The 17,832-nt window shown below is 69.3% G+C and carries 12 protein-coding genes; all 12 read left to right on the top strand.

Annotated elements, in window-relative coordinates:
* Window positions 1-6 precede the first annotated feature (6 nt).
* The 12 genes from M1D46_RS00265 to M1D46_RS00210 all read left to right on the top strand — a co-directional run bounded on the left by M1D46_RS00265 (window position 7) and on the right by M1D46_RS00210 (window position 17,713).
* Window positions 7-1,224, top strand: a complete 1,218-nt coding sequence (locus M1D46_RS00265; RefSeq protein WP_456286208.1) for a LacI family DNA-binding transcriptional regulator — start codon at window positions 7-9, stop codon at window positions 1,222-1,224.
* Between the two features lie 279 nt (window positions 1,225-1,503).
* Window positions 1,504-2,634 (top strand): ABC transporter substrate-binding protein, encoded by a 1,131-nt coding sequence (locus M1D46_RS00260; RefSeq protein ID WP_324013789.1) that lies wholly within the window; start codon window positions 1,504-1,506, stop codon window positions 2,632-2,634.
* Window positions 2,635-2,687: 53 nt separating this feature from the next.
* Window positions 2,688-3,656 carry a carbohydrate ABC transporter permease gene (locus tag M1D46_RS00255; protein WP_456286207.1) on the top strand — a complete coding sequence of 323 codons (969 nt, stop codon included), beginning with the start codon at window positions 2,688-2,690 and terminating at the stop codon, window positions 3,654-3,656.
* On the top strand, window positions 3,653-4,516 hold the full coding sequence (locus M1D46_RS00250; protein ID WP_456286206.1) for a carbohydrate ABC transporter permease: 864 nt from the start codon (window positions 3,653-3,655) through the stop codon (window positions 4,514-4,516). The genes M1D46_RS00255 and M1D46_RS00250 overlap by 4 nt, the downstream gene beginning before the upstream one ends.
* Before the next feature lie 27 nt (window positions 4,517-4,543).
* Entirely contained in the window at window positions 4,544-6,616 is a 2,073-nt protein-coding gene (locus M1D46_RS00245; protein WP_456286205.1) for a hypothetical protein, read from the top strand.
* 173 nt (window positions 6,617-6,789) lie between these two features.
* Entirely contained in the window at window positions 6,790-9,582 is a 2,793-nt protein-coding gene (locus tag M1D46_RS00240; protein ID WP_456286204.1) for a discoidin domain-containing protein, read from the top strand.
* A 193-nt stretch (window positions 9,583-9,775) separates the two neighbouring features.
* Window positions 9,776-10,711, top strand: coding sequence for an ABC transporter permease (locus M1D46_RS00235; RefSeq protein ID WP_455969319.1), 936 nt, complete (start codon window positions 9,776-9,778; stop codon window positions 10,709-10,711).
* Window positions 10,698-11,687, top strand: a complete 990-nt coding sequence (locus tag M1D46_RS00230) for a carbohydrate ABC transporter permease (protein WP_456286203.1) — start codon at window positions 10,698-10,700, stop codon at window positions 11,685-11,687. The genes M1D46_RS00235 and M1D46_RS00230 overlap by 14 nt, the downstream gene beginning before the upstream one ends.
* A gap of 45 nt (window positions 11,688-11,732) precedes the next feature.
* Window positions 11,733-13,283 (top strand): ABC transporter substrate-binding protein, encoded by a 1,551-nt coding sequence (locus M1D46_RS00225; RefSeq protein ID WP_421075201.1) that lies wholly within the window; start codon window positions 11,733-11,735, stop codon window positions 13,281-13,283.
* Between the two features lie 78 nt (window positions 13,284-13,361).
* Window positions 13,362-14,003: a YesL family protein gene (locus M1D46_RS00220; protein ID WP_456286202.1), complete on the top strand. Its 642-nt coding sequence runs from the start codon at window positions 13,362-13,364 to the stop codon at window positions 14,001-14,003.
* A 4-nt stretch (window positions 14,004-14,007) separates the two neighbouring features.
* The gene (locus tag M1D46_RS00215) at window positions 14,008-16,389 is read left to right on the top strand and encodes a glycoside hydrolase family 2 TIM barrel-domain containing protein (RefSeq protein ID WP_456286201.1); all 2,382 of its coding nucleotides are present in this window, start codon (window positions 14,008-14,010) and stop codon (window positions 16,387-16,389) included.
* A 91-nt stretch (window positions 16,390-16,480) separates the two neighbouring features.
* Entirely contained in the window at window positions 16,481-17,713 is a 1,233-nt protein-coding gene (locus M1D46_RS00210) for an ROK family transcriptional regulator (RefSeq protein ID WP_456286200.1), read from the top strand.
* The last annotated feature ends 119 nt before the right edge of the window (window positions 17,714-17,832 follow it).

Raw genomic sequence — 17,832 nt, 5'->3', positions numbered from 1 at the left:
CCGGGGGTGACCCCGCCGGTGCTCAGCGGGACACAGCGCAGGAGATCCGAGCGGATCGAGGGGCGGGAACCGGGTTCCCGCCCCTTTCCGCGTCAGAACTCCTGCGTGGTGTCCCGCCGTGCGCGCCGTCCAAGCCATTCGCTCTTCCCGCGCCCCGCCTCGCGGCAGCCGATGCGCATCGACGGGAGTCCTAGACTCGACGAGGAGGTCTGGATGGCGACGAGCGCGGATGTGGCGAGGCTGGCTGGCGTCTCGCAGAGCACGGTCTCGTACGTGATGAGCGGCACGCGATCGATCTCCGCCGAGACCCGTGCGCGCGTCGAGGCCGCGATGCGCCAGCTCGACTACCACCCCAATGCCGGCGCCCGGGCCCTCGCGGGTCGTCGCACGAATGTCGTCGGACTCGTCGTCCGGTTCGCCGCCAATACGGATGTGGCCGCTCTGCTGCCCTTCATCGAGACGATCTCGTCCTTCTGCAGGGAGCGGGACTACGACGTCGTGCTCGTGACCGAGGACGAGGGCCCTGCCGGCCTCCAGCGGCTCGCGGGACGCGCGATCGTCGACGGAATCGTGCTGATGGACATCCGCCGCGACGACGACCGCGTCCCGGCTGCGCACTCCGTGCAGGTGCCCGTCGTCCTGATCGGCATACCGGATGACCCGCGCGATCTCGACTGCGTCGACGTCGACGTCGAGGCAGCCGGCCGTCTGGCGGTTCGCGAACTCGCGGAGGCGGGCCATCGGCACATCACGCTCATCGGCGAGAGTCCTGTGGTTCGGGCAGACCAGTTCGGCTTCGTCGCGCAGTTCGCCGAGAGCGTCGAGAGCGCGGCAGCCGACGCAGGCATCGCGGTATCGATCTATCAGCCGGACGCCGAAGGGTGGGCGGGCTTCACGCGCTTCGAGTCTCAGGCGGCAGAGCTCGCCGCGGTGCGGGCGGGCGTCATCGCCCGTACCCCGCAGGCGATCGACATGACCCTGCAGATCCTGCAGGTTGCCGGGGTCATGCCCGGGAAGGACGTCTCGCTCGTCGGCGTCTGCACCGACAGCACGGCCGAGGCATTCCGCATCCCGGTGACGAACATCTCGCCCGAGCCGCGTGAGGTCTCTCGGCTCGCGATGGAGAGTCTCTTCGCGCGATTGGATGGGCGCCCGGCTGAACGGGGCGTGCAGCTCGTCTCCCCGAGACTCACACGACGTCGCACGACCGCGCGGCCGCACTGATCGCGGCGCGCAGGCGTCCGTGCGTCCGCTTGCGTTGACCCGCCTCGGCGTCTAGTCTGTCGATGCGCATCGAATCGATGCGCATCGAATCACGAATCGGCCGCCGCTGGCGACGGCATGGAAGGAACTCCGATGACTCGACGTCGGGCTTGGATGCGCGCGGCGGCTGCTTCGGCGGTCGCACTCACCGCCTCGGCCGCCCTGGCCGCGTGCTCGTCAGCGACGGACGATGGCGACGACGCGGGCACAGTGACGATCGCCGGTTGGTATGAAGACGGCGTGATCGGCAGCACGCTCGAGGCGGCGAACGAGCTCCTCGCCGCCGACGGCATCACGCTGGAGTACACGCAGGTCCCCCTGGATCAGTACAACACCTGGCTCAGCACGCAGCTCGCCTCGGGCGAGGGGCCGGACATCATCATGGACGGCGCGAGCTTCCCGGCGCGCGTGGCCGCGGGCAATCTCGTCGACCTCAGCGACGACGACGTCATCGAGGGCTTCAGCGAGGTCGGCCTCGCTCTCGCAAGCGATGCCGAGGGTCGGGTCTTCGGGGTCCCCTCCTACGGCTGGTTCTCCGGCATCTTCTACAACAAGGCGCTCTTCGAAGAAGCAGGCGCGGAGGTGCCGACGACGTTCGACGAGTTCCTCGACGCCGCCGACAAGCTGACGGCTGCGGGGATCCAGCCGATGGCCGCCGGCCTCGCCGACAGCGACAAGGCCATCCACTCGCTCATGGGCTACCTCGAGAACGCCTACTACAACAACGGCGACGGGAGCGTGCAGCTCGACACGGATTTCGCGTACGGCGAGGCGACCCTCGATGGCAACTGGAACGATCCCCTCTCGGACTGGAGTCAGGTGATCGAGCACGGCGTCCTCACGCCGGAGATGGTCGGCGTTCCGCTGTCACAGGCGGTCGCCGAGTTCACCAACGGCGAGGCGGCCATGTACATCAGCGGTCCGTGGGACTACCAGGCGATCAAGGACGCCGGTCTCGACTTCGGCATGTTCTCCCACGTCGGCGGAGACGCCGAGAACCAGTGGCTGCTGGGCGGGCCGGCGGCGAGCATGGGCGTCAATGCCGACAGCGACCAGCCGGACGCGGCGCTCACCGCGCTGCGTGCGCTTGCGTCGCCCGAGGCGCAGCAGGCGGTCGTCGACGCGAACCCCGGCGCGTTCAGCTACCTCGACGGCGTCCAGGGCACGTTCCCCTCGGAGTACGAGCTCGTCGCCCCTCTGCTCGACGAAGGGCGCGTCGCGGTCGCATGGGACCGGTGGGGTGTGAACATGCCGGCCCAGACCATGCTCGACACCCTGACCAAGGGACTTCAGAGCGTGATCAGCGGACAGCAGACCACGGACGATCTGATCGCCCAGCTCGACAGCCAGGCTGACTCGATCCGCTATTGAGCCGCGAGGGCGCGGCCGCCGCATGCGGCCGTGCCCCGGACAGGAGACACCGCATGACGACGCAGCAGCTGCGCCCGGCGCCCGCCGCGCGCGGGCCGCGCCTTGAGCCTTCGGCTTCGATCGGGCGCGGCGCCCGCGCCCGCCGGCCACGGCTTCGGGCGAACGCCCCCTACATCCTCATGGTCGCGCCGGCGCTCGCGATCTTCGCGGTGTTCTTCATCATCCCGGTCGTCCGCACCGCTGTGCTGAGCCTCACGGACCAGAGCAACCACAGCCAGGACGTCGCCTTCATCGGGCTCGAGAACTACGTCGAAGCGCTCACCAACCCGCAGATCCTCGCCGGGATCCAGCACTCGCTGCTCTACGCGGTCGCGGTCGTCGTCCTGCAGAACGCCATCGCGCTGCCCGTGGCGCTGCTGCTGCACGGGCGGATCCCGTTCCGCGGCGGATTCCGGACGATCTTCTTCGGCCCGGCCGTGCTGAGCGTGCTCGTCGTCGGATACCTGTGGAGCTACATCTTCTCGTCGAACGACTACGGCCTGCTGAACGTGCTGCTGCGCTCCGTGGGGCTGTCGAACGTCAACTGGCTGGGTGACCCGGATCTCGCGCTCGGCAGCATCATCGTCACCCAGGTGTGGCAGTGGTTCGGCTACCAGATGATCATCTACCTCGCGGCCCTGCAGACCATCAACCCCGATCTCTACGAGGCGGCCGCGCTCGACGGTGCGGGGCGGTGGCGGTCGTTCCGCACCGTCACCCTGCCGGGCCTCATCCCGGCCTTCCAGATCACGCTCGTCACGGGACTCATCTCCGGCCTCAAGGTGTTCGACATCGTGATCTCGATGACCAACGGCGGTCCGGGCTTCGCGACCGAGACCGTCCTGACCCTCATGTACCGCAAGTTCTCGGAGGGGAACTACGGCCTCGCGGCGTCGTTCGGCGTGCTCTTCCTCATCGTCAGCCTGCTCGTCGGCGGTCTGCTCCTGCGTCTGTTCCGTCGACTCGAGGCGAGGTACTCATGAGCGCGTCCACCGTCATCCGCATGCCCTCCCTCCGACGCAGCCGCCGGCGGACCTCGATCCTCGCGCTGATCGTGCTGAGCATCCTCGCGGTGCTCGTGCTCGTGCCGATCTACTACCTCGTCGTCACCACGTTCAAGTCGCCGGCCGAGGCCGCGGCGAATCCGATGGGCCTGCCCGCGTCGTTCGACCTGACCGTCTACGTCGATGCCTTCGTGAAGATGGAGTATCCGCGTGCGTTCCTGAACACCTTCCTCATCACGGTCGGGTCGGTTGCGGGAGTCGTGCTCCTCGGGGCGCCGGCCGGGTACGCCCTCAGCCGGAAGTCCGGGAGCCGAGTCGCCTCGATCGCGTTCCTCACCCTGCTCTCGGGGCTGATGTTCCCGTACCAGATGTCGATCCTCGGCCTCTACGAGGTGGTCAAGGCGCTCGGCCTCATGAACAGCCCGCTCGCGGTCATCCTGATCAACGTCGCGGTGAACCTGCCCTTCGCGACCCTGCTGTTCCACGCCTTCACGACGACGGTTCCGCGCGAGCTCGAGGAGGCGGCGGGCATCGACGGCGCGGGGACGATCCGCACCTTCGTCACGATCGTGTTCCCGCTGCTCCGCCCCGCAGTGGTGACCGTGGCCATCCTCAACACCCTCAGCGCGTGGAACGACTTCATGGGCCCGCTCTACTTCCTGCAGTCCCGTGAGAAGCAGGTCATCCTGCAGGAGGTGTACCGCAACATCGGCCAGTTCTCGATCGACTGGACCTCGCTCTTCCCGATGATGGTCCTCGGGGTCCTGCCGCTCGTGGTGTTCTACCTCATCCTCCAGCGGCAGGTCATCGGCGGCGTCGCCGGATCGATCAAGGGCTGACATGGCACGACGAGACGGAGCGACCGCATGACGTCGACAGAGACCATCGACCAGGAGACGACCATCGCGGTCGACCCCGTCGAGCGCGCCGTGGCGCGCGAGATCGAGCTGCGCCTCGGTTCGGGGCGTGCTCTCCTCGACGCGGGGACGGGAAGCCCGCTGCAGTTCGTCGACGACACCGCCCCCGAGCGCACCTACCTCCTCGACGGGCGGACACCCTGGCACTCCCTCGAGCACGCATGGGGGAGCGGGCACGTCGTCGCGGACACGTTCGCCGGCCGATGGAACGCTCCGCATGAGCTCGAGATGGACGGCGACGTCGTGCGGGCCGCGTACAAGGTCGGCCCGCTGGTCGTCGACGTCGAGCGTCGCGGTGGCGACCTGCTGCGGGAGACCTATCGGTTCCGCAACACCTCGGACAGCGCCATCCGGATCACAGGTCTCGGGGTCCAGACTCCCTTCGCCGACCTCTACCCTGGCGCGCTCGACGCTCTGACCAGGCGGGTGCACGCGCACGTCTTCACTGGCGGACGATGGGCGTGGGTGGCCGCCCAGCCGATGGACGGTCGGGGGCACGTCCTCGGGCTGAGAGTGACCGAGGGTGAACTGTGGTCGTACTCGGTCGAGACGCGGAACGCGAACACGATCTCGAACGCGCGAGGGCATCTCGTGCTCAACGTCACCGATCGGGCGCGCAACCCGGATGCCTTCGGCGGTCAGCCCGCGCTGGCGCTCGACGCCGGGGCGGAATACGTGCTCGGCTGGGAGCTCGGCTGGCACAGCGACATCGCGTCCTTCATCGAGGCGACCCACGCGCCCGCCGAGTTCTCGGCGCTGGCGGCGACCGTCGGGGAGCCCATCTCCATCCGAACGCCGTGCGAGGTCCGGGCGGCGGGCGGGGTGGAGGTGGTGACGGAGCCCGCCGGCGCGCGCATCACTGCTCGGGTGCACGGTCTCTACGCGATCCGGCTGGGCGACGGCGCGCGCAGCGAGGTGCTCTTCCACGACTCGGTGGCCGACGCCGTCCGGAAGCGGGCGGAGTTCGTCATGCGGTATCAGCTCGGCCGCGAGCGCCCAGGACTGCTCTCCCACGCCATCCTGCCCGTCGACACCCGCACGCGCCTGACGCAGCTCACGAACGGCTGGTCCGACTGGACCGACGGGTCCGAGCGCATCGGGGTGGCGATCATGCTCCAGCACGGTGTCGCCCGCGGCTGGCTCGGCGCGGAGGTCGACGACGCGCTCGACGGCTGGGCGGGCTTCGCGCGGGAGCACCTCCTCGACGACACCGCCGCCCCGCGGCGCGGTTCCCAGCAGCATCACGCGGGCATCCGGCTCTACGACTCGCCCTGGCTCGCGCGCTTCTTCCTCCTCCGGCACGCGCACCGCCGGCGCGCGGAGGACCTCGAGCTCGCGGCGCGGATCCTCGAGCGCGCCCTCGAGCTCGGGATCGGGAAGGTGCTCACCATCGGGTTCTCCGAGGTCGCTGTCGCCGTCGCGAGCGCGCTCGCCGTCGCGGGCGCCTCCGGTCGGGCGGGCGCGCTCCGCTCGGCCGTCGTCGAAAGCGCGCGGCAGTACGCCGCCCGCGGCGCGGACCTTCCCGGGCACGAGGTCGCCTACGAGCAGGCCATCGTGGCGCCGCTGCTCAACCTGCTGATCGACGCGCACGCGCTCACCGGCGACGAGGCGCTGCTCGAGGCCATCCGCGAACGGCTTCCGTGGCTGCTCGCTTTCGGCGGCCCGCAGCCGCACGCGCGCCTCGGCGGAATCGCCATCCGGCACTGGGACGGGTACTGGTTCGGTCAGCGCAGGCAGTGGGGGGATGTCTTCCCCCACTACTGGAGCGCCCTCACGGCAGGGGTGCTCCTGCGCCTGCCTTCCGAGCTGCGCACATCGGCGACGGATGCGCTCGCCGACCGGATCCTGCGGGCGAACATGGCGAACTACGGCGACGACGGCTCTGCGACGTGCGCCTTCGTGATGCCCTCCTCGGTGGATGGAGTGCCCGCCCACAGCGCGGATCCGCTCGCGAACGACCAGGACTTCCACCTCGCGCTGTGGATGCAGCTCGCCTCCGACGGGTACACGACGCTGCCCTAGCGAGATCGCGGCCACAGGCGCCGGGCGGCGAGCCGTCCGTCCCGGCCATCCGCCCGCATGATCGATTGCGATCGCTTCCACGAAGGCATGGTTGCCGCGCGATGCGGACTCCCGCTTGACTGATGTTCACGCAAACATCCGCGAGGCGGCGTCGCCTCGCTCACGAGGGAGTGATGTTGAAGAGAACCATGACGGCCGCGGCGGGGCTGACTCTCGCCGCCGCCCTGACGATGTCCCTGGCGGGGCCGGCGACCGCCGAGGTCCCGGTCGGCGAGCCGACGACGTACACGTCGTATCCGGCCATCCAGGATCCGGGCAGCAGCGCGCCCGACTACTTCCAGCCGCTGTGGCTCGATGACAACGGCGCGCACATCCAGGCGCACGGCGGCCAGATCGTGACCGCCGAGGAGGACGGCCGCACCGTCTACTACTGGTACGGCGAAGACCGCAGCAACGGCTACTACGGCAGCCCCGGCGTGCACGCCTACAAGTCGTACGACACCGTGAACTGGGTCGACCAGGGCGTCGTGCTGCGCTCGGTGTCCGACGCCTCCGAACTCGAGACGGAGTACTTCGACGCCCTCTACGACACGGTCGACGACGCGGGTCAGCCGCGCACGGAGCGCATCGCCGAGCTGAACTACTACCTCAACACGAACGACGCGGCCGACTACACGACGATCTTCGAGCGGCCCAAGGTGCTCTTCAACGAGGCGACGGGCAAGTGGGTGCTGTGGTGGCATTCGGATGGCCAGACGAGCCCGGGCGGGAGCATGTACGCCCGCTCGATGGCGGGCGTGGCCGTCTCGGACAGCCCGACCGGGCCCTTCAAGATGACCGGCGTCTACCGGATGCCGAACCGCACCGACTACAAGGCGTGCATCTCGGCGGCCGTTCCCGGCCAGGCCCGCGACATGACCGTGTTCCAGGACGACGACGGCACGGCGTACATCGTCTACTCCTCGGAGGAGAACCGCTCGCTCTACATCGCGGAGCTCGACGCGTCGTACACGAACGTCACGCACACGACCGACACCGACATGGCCGACGCGGGGCAGTACTCGGAGGACGGCCGCTTCCCCTATCTCTTCGCGGACGGGACTCCGGAGGCGCCCGTGCGCGGTGAGGACTTCCAGATCGTCAAGGAGTGCGGCATGCTCGAGGCGCCCGCGCTCTTCCAGCACAGCGGCCGGTACTACGTGGTCGCATCGGGCGCGACGGGCTGGGCGCCGAACCCGCAGACGTACCACACGGCTGACACGATCCTCGGGTCGTGGATCCGCGGCGTCCAGGCCGACGACGCCTACGAGAACGTCGCGTACAACGCGATCCCCGAGGGCGGCGACGGTCTCCTCTCGGTCGGCGACGTGCGCCGCACGACGTTCGGCTCGCAGTCCACGAACGTGCTCGACCTGGGCGGCGGCCGCTTCGTCTACATGGGCGATCGCTGGAACTCCGGTGCCGCCGACTCGACCTACGTGTGGCTGCCGATCACGATCGGCGAGAACGGCCGGGCCGAGATGCGCAATCCCGCGACGGAGGACCCGGAGCGCTGGGGCGCCGGCTGGGATGCGTCGTACTTCGACGAGCACGGTCTGGGCGAGGGTATCTGGTCGGTCGTCGACGACCGCCTGCCGGAGACCGTCGAGCCGGGGGAGGACTTCTCCGCGAAGCTGCCCGAGACCGTCCCGGTCGCGGTCGACGGTGCGACGGCCGAGGTCGCGGTGACGTGGAGCGCGACGTCGTTCGACGAGCGGGGCACGCAGCTCATCACCGGCACCCTGGCGGCCGATGCGACGTTCACGGCGGGGCGCACGTTCACCCGCACGATCGAGGTCGCGACGCCCGGCATCGTGAACCTCGCGCTCGACGCCGCGGTGGCGGCATCGAGCCGCCAGGATCTCGCCGGCACGACGGCCGACGGCAACGTCAAGGGCAAGGGCTGGGACGACTGGGTCGGGGGCGGCGTGTACCCCAAGAGCAGCTGGCTGTCGTACACCTGGGCCTTCCCGCAGGACGTCGACGAGGTCGTCGTGCACACCTACAAGGACGGCGCAGGCGCGACGTGGCCGTCGACCATCGCCGCAGAGTACCTCGACGCATCGGGGGCCTGGGTGTCGGCGAACGCGAGCGTCGACCTCGCGCAGGACGCCTCGGCCACCGCACCCGTCGCGAAGCTCGACATGTCGGGCATCCCGGCGACCAGCGGGGTCCGCCTGCAGCTGAAGACCGCGACGAACGTGTGGCAGTCGATCTCCGAGGTGCAGCTGTGGGGCGCCGAGGGAGTGCGGGATGTGTGCGGTGCCGACGGCACGACGGTCACGGCGAGCTTCCACCAGACGCAGTACGAGACGATGCCGCCCGCGAACGCGTGCGACGGCAGCGCCGCGACCTCGTGGTCGACGTGGGACAGCACGAAGCGCGACCAGGCGACGCTCACGATCGAGCCCGTCGAGGCCCACATCGTGGATCGGGTCGGCTTCACCAACCGCGAGGGCACCATCACGGGCGTGAGCGTCGAGTACCGCGACGCGCACGGCACCTGGCACCCGACGACCGCGCAGGACGTCGTCCCGAGCGCGAACGGCTCGCCCACGTCGTTCACCTTCGAGCCGGTGCTCGCCTCGGCCGTGCGTCTCGTCTTCGCGACGCCGGGCTCGTACCTCAAGATCCCGGTGCTCGCGGTCGGCGCGGTCGACGCCGCGGTCGAGCCCGCCGTGACGAGCCGCTGCGTGGGAGGCAAGGTCCAGCTCGTCGCGACCGCGCGCAACACGGCGGACGGCGCGGCGGATGTCGCGGTGCAGAGCGCGTACGGAGGGCGCGTCCTCGACGAGCTCGCGCCAGGACACGCTGCCTCGGCCGCGATCGCCGTCCGAGCCGCCTCGGCGACGGCAGGCGAGACGATCTTCACCGGAGCGGACGGCGTGCCCGTGACGGTGGGCTACCCCGCCGCCACCTGCGGCTGAGCGCGCGCGGGTGCCCCGGCCGCGGCCGGGGCACCCGCGACCGATTCCGACCGCTTCACGAAGGCGGCTCTTGCCAAGCCGGCGGGGGATCGCTACTGTCTTCCTAGTTTCATCGACGGTTAGATTTATCGTCGAAGAGACACCCGTCGGCGATGGAGCCGACGCTCCGACTGCAGAGAGGCAGAGGATGTCCGTGACGGACAGGGTGCAGCCCAGACGACGGCTGCTGAAGGATCTCACGCACAGCAGGGTGCTCATCCTCATGTGCATCCCGGCGATCGTGTTCTTCGCGATCTTCAGCTATGCGCCGCTCCCCGGGATCTGGATCGCGTTCACCAACTTCAACTACCGCGACGGCATCTTCGGCAGCCCGTTCGTGGGGTTCCAGAACTTCGAGTTCCTCATCAAATCGGGCCAGCTCTGGCTGCTCACGCGGAACACGATCCTCTACAACCTCGCGTTCATCGTGCTGGGGAACATCCTGCAGATCGCGCTCGCGATCATGCTCAGCGAGATCGCCTCGAAGTACTTCAAGAAGGTCACGCAGACGGTGATGTTCCTGCCGTACTTCATCTCGGTCGTGCTCATCGGCGTGATCGCGTTCAACCTGCTCAACTACGACACCGGCGCGCTCAACGCCCTCATCGAGTCGACCGGCGGCGACCCGATCAAGATCTACAGCACGGCGGGCGCGTGGCCGCTCATCATCATCCTCGTCCACCTCTGGCAGAGCACCGGGTACGGGTCGATCGTGTACTTCGCGGCGATCATGGGCATCGACCGGACGCTGTTCGAGGCCGCGGCGATCGACGGGGCCTCGGCGTGGCAGCGGATCCGCTACGTCATCCTGCCGAGCCTCAAGCCGACGTTCATCATCCTGCTGCTGTTCTCGCTGGGCGGGATCATGAACGGCAACTTCGGCCTGTTCTGGAACCTCATCGGCAACAACGCCGCCCTGTTCTCGACCACCGACATCATCGAGACCTCGGTGTACCGGATGGTCATGTCGCAGAACAACTTCACGACGTCGACTGCGGTCGGCCTCTACCAGTCCCTCTTCGGTTTCGCCCTCGTGATGACGGCGAACTGGGTCGTGCGAAGGATGAACAAGGACTATGCAATCTTCTGAGACGCTCGTCCCCCCGCCCACGGTCACCGAGGCGGTCACGACCGCGAACGCGAGGAAGCGCCGCGGCGGCCCGACCGGGCGGCCGACGACCATCAAGCTCGCGAAGAGCGACTACACGCTCAAGGCGATCTCGTATGTGACGATCGCGCTCTTCTCGCTGTTCTGCGCGCTGCCGTTCATCCTCATCATCTCGGCGTCGTTCTCGAGCGAGTCCGAGATCATGAAGAGCGGGTTCGGACTGTGGCCGAAGGGCTTCACGCTCACGGCGTACGAGTACATCTTCAACTCGCCTCGGCAGATCCTCGGCTCCTACGCCGTGACGATCATCATGACGGTCGCGGGCACGGCGATCGGGCTCTTCATCATCTCGATGACGGGGTACGCCCTGTTCCGCCGCGACTTCCGGTACCGCAACGTCATCTCGTTCTTCATCTACTTCACGACGCTGTTCTCCGCGGGCCTCGCGCCGACCTTCCTCTGGGTGGGGCGTGACCTGGGGCTGCGCGGCAGCTACCTCGCGGTCTTCCTGCAGCTGCTCATGACGCCGTGGCTCATCATCCTCATGAAGAACTTCATGCGGACGGTCCCGTACGAGATCGTCGAGTCGGGCAAGGTCGACGGCGCGGGCGACTTCCGGATCTTCGCGCAGCTCACGCTCCCGATGATGAAGCCGGCGCTCGCGACGATCGGCCTCTTCCTCGCCCTCGGCTACTGGAACGAGTGGTACCTGTCATCGCTCTACCTCGGCAGCTCCGTGGAGTTCAAGCCGCTGCAGTACTACCTCTACAACGTCATCAACACCGCGAACGCGCTGCGCAACTCGGTCGCCGGCGACAACGTGGTGATCTCCGAGCTGCCGAGCAACACCCTCAAGATGGCGAGCGCCGTGATCGCGACCGGCCCGATCCTCCTCGTCTACCCGTTCGTCCAGAAGTACTTCGTCACCGGCATCACCGTCGGCGCCGTCAAGGGCTGAACCCGATCCCACCCCTCCACCAGGAATGAGCCGAAGGAGTCTCACATGAGAAGGAACATCGTCCGAGCGGGAGCAGCGCTGCTCGCCGTGGGCGTCAGCGCGGGCATGCTGTCGGCGTGCACCGCCGGCAGCGGCGAGCAGTCGAGCGGCACCGCCGAGATCACGATGCTCGTGCTCGGCGACAAGCCGACCAACGGGCGCGTCGAGGCCATGCTCGAGAAGCTCAACGAGCGCCTCGCCGAGGAGGTGGGCGCGACGCTCGACCTCTACTACGTCGAGTGGGCCGACTGGCAGACGCAGTACAACGTGCAGCTGCTCTCCGGCGACTCGAACATCGACCTCATCACCACGGCCACGGACTGGCTGTTCGCGTGGGAGAACGCGGAGAAGGGAGCCTTCCTGCCGCTGTCGGAGGAGATGCTCCAGGAGCACGCGCCGAAGACGTGGGAGCAGGTCGAGGCCGACGGGCACTGGGATCTCACGAAGCTCGACGACGGGCAGATCTACTTCATCCCCGAGGACAACTTCACGCAGTGGACGAACCACGGGTTCTTCTACCGCGGGGACTGGGCGGCCGAGGCGGGCTTCGAGAACGGCGAGATCACGGCCTTCGAGGACTTCACGACCTACTTCCAGTGGGTCAAGGAGAACAAGCCGGAGGCCTACCCGTGGGATGTCGCCGGCACGAACGAGGCCGCCCTCACGGGCTATCTGCAGGGGCACACCGACCTGCAGACGATCCAGCAGATCAGCGCGGGCATCTACTACCCGTTCCAGACGTCGGAGTCCGACCCGTACACGGTCACGTCCTGGTACATGGAGGGCGACGAGCTGCTCGAGGCCGCCGAGCTCGCCAAGGAGTGGAACGACATCGGGGTGTGGCGCGAGGACGCGCTCAACTACGACGGCGACACCCGCGAGCTCTTCTACTCGGGTCTGTCGGGCGCCGACCAGCACCACACCCAGACGTTCGTGGGCGGCATCGTGCACAACATGAACGAGCGCCAGCCCGGATCCGACCCCAAGTTCTTCTACTGGGGCCAGGAGAACGGCAACTACTTCCGCGACATCCTCACGCACGGCGCGATGGCCGTGAGCGCGACCTCGGCGAACCCGGAGAAGGCGCTCGAGGTGTACGACATGCTCCGCAACGACGAGGAGTCGTACCGCCTCATCAACTACGGCATCGAGGGCACCGACTACGTCATCACGGACGACGGCAAGCTCGACAACCCCGAGGGCTACGACCCGTCGACCGACGCGCTCGGCGCCAACTTCTGGGCCGGCCGCATGGACGAGTACGAGCTGCCGCGGGTCACCGACGCGGAGAACAAGCAGGAGCTCTACGACCAGCTCGACGCCGAGGCGAAGGACTACCCGTACTCGACCCTCCTGTTCAACAAGGACGCGATCGATCCGACCCTCGCCGCCATGGGCGCGGTGTTCTCGGAGTACATCCCGCAGCTGCAGTACGGCAAGTTCGACGACCCCGAGGCCGCGATCGAGGAGATGCGCCAGAAGCTCCGCGACGCGGGCTACGAGGACGCCCTCGCCTCGGTCCAGGCCGACATGGACGCCTGGGCGGAGAGCCAGTGACCGCAGGCGACTGAGCGCCTGCACCGGCAAGGGCGGGCCCGCGCACTGCGGGCCCGCCCGATCTCGAAAGGGGAGAGGATGAACGGCATCTTCGCGGCGGACTCCGCGCTCATGCGGTTTCTCACGCGCGTCGCCGACGCGATGATCCTCAACGGCCTGTTCATCGTGGCGTCGCTGCCCGTCGTGACGATCGGCGCATCACTCACCGCGCTGAGCTTCACGGGGCGGAGGCTCGCGACGGGCGCGTGCGAATCGGTCACGGGCGACTTCGTTCGGTCCTTCCGGCGGAACCTCCGCCAGGCGACGGCCCTGTGGCTGCTCATGCTGCTCGTCGGCGCGGCGCTCGCCGCATGGTTCGTCGTCGTGAACGGCGTCGGGGTCCCGCCGATGCTCGAGTTCGCCCTCCTCGCGATCTGGTACGTCGTCGTGTTCTTCTGCGTCGCGTGGGCCGTCTACGTCTTCCCCTATCTCGCCACCTTCGAGGGGACCATCCCCGAGGTCCTCCGGAACGCGCGGCTCCTCTCCCTGCGGCACCCGCTCTCGACGTTCCTCATCCTGACCGTCCTCGTGCTGTCGGCGGTCGTCACGATCTTCTCCCCGCAGGCCACCGGCTACGGCCTGCTGTGGCTCCTCATCGGATTCGGCGGGCTCGCCATCGTCATCGGCAGCGTGCTCGACCGGGTCTTCAGCCGGTACATCGACTCTTCGAGCGAGAGGTAGGCGCGTGCGCGCGAACCCCATCATCCCCTGGCGCTTCCACCTCGGCGACGAGCCCGACGCGTGGAAGAAGGGCTTCGACGACGCCGCATGGCGTGCCGTGAGGGTGCCGCACGACTGGAGCGTCGAGCAGGAGTTCTCGCGCGACTGCTCGAGCGGCACGGGATATCTGCCGGGCGGCGTCGGCTGGTACCGCGCCCACGTGCGGATGGGCGAGCTCGCCGACGCCCCGCATGTGCGCCTCGTGTTCCACGGGGTCTACAAGAACGCGCAGGTCTGGGCGAACGGATACCACCTCGGCGGACGGCCGTCGGGGTACGCCGCGTTCTCGTTCGACCTGACCGAGATCCTCTCCTACGCGCCCGACGACGACCTCGTGCTGAGCGTGCGGGTCGACCACTCCGACCTCTCCGACTCGCGCTGGTACAACGGCGCGGGGATCACCCGCGGCGTCGAGATCGAGGTGCACGAGGCCGTGCGCCTCCGTGAGCACGGCACGGCCTTCACGACGGTGTCGGCCGACGCCGACGAGGCCGTCGTGCGCGTCGTCCAGACCCTCGTCAACGACGGCCCCGAGCCGGTGTCGGTGCAGCTCCGGCACGAGCTGCGCTCACTGACGTCGGGGCGCGTGCACGCCTTCGGCGCGGCCGTCGAGGTGCCAGCGGGCGGCGCGGCCGACGTCGAGAGCGAGGCGCGCGTGCCCGATCCCGAGCTCTGGTCCGACACTGATCCGCACCTGCACCGTCTGTCGACGACCCTTGAGCCCGACCGGGGGCCATCCGCCCGCTACACGCAGACCGTCGGGATCCGCACGGTCGCCTTCGACCCCGCCGCGGGCTTCTCGGTCAACGGCGAGCCGCGCACGCTCACGGGCGTGTGCCTGCACGAGGACGCGGGGCCGTTCGGCACCGCCGTGCCCCCGGCGGTGTGGCTGCGGCGCCTGCTGCGGCTGAAGGAGATGGGCGCGAACGCCGTGCGCATGGCCCACAATCCGCACGCCCCCGAGCTGTACGCCCTCTGCGACGCGCTCGGCCTCTTCGTGATCGACGAGGCCTTCGACGAGTGGGAGAACCCGAAGAACAAGTGGTGGCAGGGGCACAACGTGTACCCGCCGCGGCATGAGGGCTACGCCAAGGACTTCCCGGAGTGGCACGAGCGCGACCTCGTCGCCATGATCGACGCGCATCGCGGCCATCCGTCGATCATCGCGTGGAGCATCGGGAACGAGATCGACTACCCGAACGACCCGTACGCGAGCCCCCTCTTCGACGAGATGACCGGCAACAACGACGCGAGCAAGCCCGCGGCCGAGCGCGTCTACGATCCGTCGCGTCCGGACATCCGGCGCCTGACGACGATCGCTCGGCGGCTCGCGGCGATCGTCCGCGCGAAGGACCCGACGCGGCCCGTCACGATCGCGGCGGCCTTCCCCGAGCTGTCGAGCCTCACGGGCTTCCTCGACGACATCGACGTCGTGGGCTACAACTACAAGGAGCACCTGTACGAGGCCGACCACGCGCGGTTCCCCGACAAGCCTCTGCTGGGCAGCGAGAACGGCCACGGCTACGCCGAGTGGCAGCACGTCGTGCGGGCCGACTACGTGGCGGGACAGTTCCTGTGGACCGGCATCGACTATCTCGGAGAGGCCCACGGATGGCCCGTGCACGGCTCGGGGGCGGGGCTGCTCACGCTCGCGGGCTTCGCGAAGCACACGTGGCATCTGCGGCGCAGCTGGTGGACCGACGAGCCGGTCGCGCATCTCGTGACCCGACCGGCAGGGGAGGGCCCGCGCAGCTTCTGGAGCCATCCCGTCTCGCGTGCATGGGAGGGCGGGGAGCGGGTCGAGGTGCTCTGCTTCGCGGGCGGCGGCGAGCCGCGGCTCACGTGCGGAGGCGACACGATCCCGCTCGCATGGGACGACGAGGGCGGCTTCTGGACGGCCGAGACCGACGTGCGTTCCGCGCCGCTCGTGCTCGAGATCGTCCGCGACGGCGCCGTCGTCGCACGGGACGAGCTCCGCGCGCGCGGGGCAGCCGCCCGCCTCGACGCGGTCGTCTGGGAGGCCTCGGAGCACGCGGCGCGCCGCTGCGCCGACGTCGGCCTCGCGCTCGACGGCGCCCCGTTCGACGGTCTCGTGCAGATCGAGTGCGCGCTGCGCGACGCCGACGGAGGATCGGCGCGGGACGAGCGGATCGTCTCGGTCGAGGTCTCCGGCGGAGAGCTGCTCGGGATCGAGAACGGCGACCTCGCCGACGTCACGCCCTACGCGAGCGCGCAGCGGCGGACCCTCGAGGGGCGGCTCGCCGTGTTCGTGCGGGCGGACGCGGGCGCCGTCGTGCGCCTCCGGGCCGAGGGGCTCCCCGAGACGATCGTGGAGTGCGGGCCGTGACATACTGGCGACGACCGGCGGGGGACCGGTCGCCGGGATCGCCCGCCGCGGCGGCGGACCCGATGCGGATGGCCGCGGTGCGGGAGTGAACATGGCTGTCTCGAGGCGCACGTCGCGCGACATCCGGAGCGAGTCCCGGCTCGACGTGCTGCACGTCCTGCTGTCACAGGGCGAGACCACGCGCAACGAGATCGCCCGCACGACGGGCCTCAGCCCGGCGACCGTCGCCACGGTGGTGGGCGAGCTCCTCGTCGAGGGCATCGTCGTCGAGACCAAGGTCACGGTCGGCCGGATCGGGCGGCCGACGGCGACGCTGGCGATGAACCCCGATCGCGGCCGGGTGGTCGGCATCGACGTCGCCGAGACCTACGTGCGCGCCGAGCTGTTCGACACGGCGCTCACGCAGATCGCGCTCGTCGACGTCGAGCGCGACGAGCACCTCCTCGACCCCGACTCCGTCGTCGAGGCGATCGGCAGCGCGCTCGACCGCGTGCTCGAGCAGGGCGGCGTCGACCGGGGCGATGTGCTCGGCGTCGGGGTCTCGCTGCCGGGGCTCGTGCAGGCGCCCGCCGGCGTCTCGGTGCTCGTGCCGAACTGGACCTGGCACACCGTCGAGCTCGACCGCCTGCGCGAGCGGGTGGGGCTGCCGCTCGTCATCGACAACCCGCTCAAGGTCATCGCGACGGCGGAGCTCTGGCTCGGGCGCGGCCGGTCGCATTCGAGTCTCGTCACCGTGAACCTCGGCACGGGCGTCGGCGCCGCGATCGTGCTCGAGGGGCGCATCCTGCGCGGAGCGACGAATCTCGCGGGGGAGTGGGGGCACTCGCTGCTCGCGCTGGACGGTCGCGGGTGCCGCTGCGGCCGCCGCGGCTGCGTCGAGGCGTATGTCGGAGCACCCGGGATCCGGCAGACCCTCCGCGAGATCGCCCCGGACCATCCGCTTCTCGCGCTCGACTCGCAGCGCGACTTCATCGAGGCGATGGCCGGGGCCGCTGACGCGCCCGAGCCCGACGCCGCGGTCGACGAGACGATCGCGCGCACCGCCTGGTACCTGGGGTCGGCGCTCGCCGATCTCGTCGCGGTCGTCAACCCCGAGGTGGTGACGCTCACCGGCTGGACGGCCTGGGCGCTCGGCGACCGCCTGCTGCCGGCGACCCGCGAGCACCTGCGCGACCAGGCGCCCGGGACGGCCGGGGCCGACGTCGAGCTCGGCGTGTCGACGATCGGCGGGAGCACCGTGTCCACCGGCATCGCCGTCATCGCGCTCGAGCGCTTCCTCGCCGACGCGGGCCTTCTGACGAGCCGGACGCCGATCGCGCTCTGACGGCTCTGCGCGCTCTGCACGTCGGGGGCTCTGCAGGCTCTGCATGTCTCACTCTCCGCGGTTCTGGCGGGGGCGAAGCCGCCGAGAGTGAGACATGCAGGGCTTGCCGCGGGCGTCGG

It is taken from the genome of Microbacterium sp. JZ70 (genome assembly GCF_053903225.1).
This window is presented reverse-complemented; position numbering and strand designations above follow the sequence as displayed.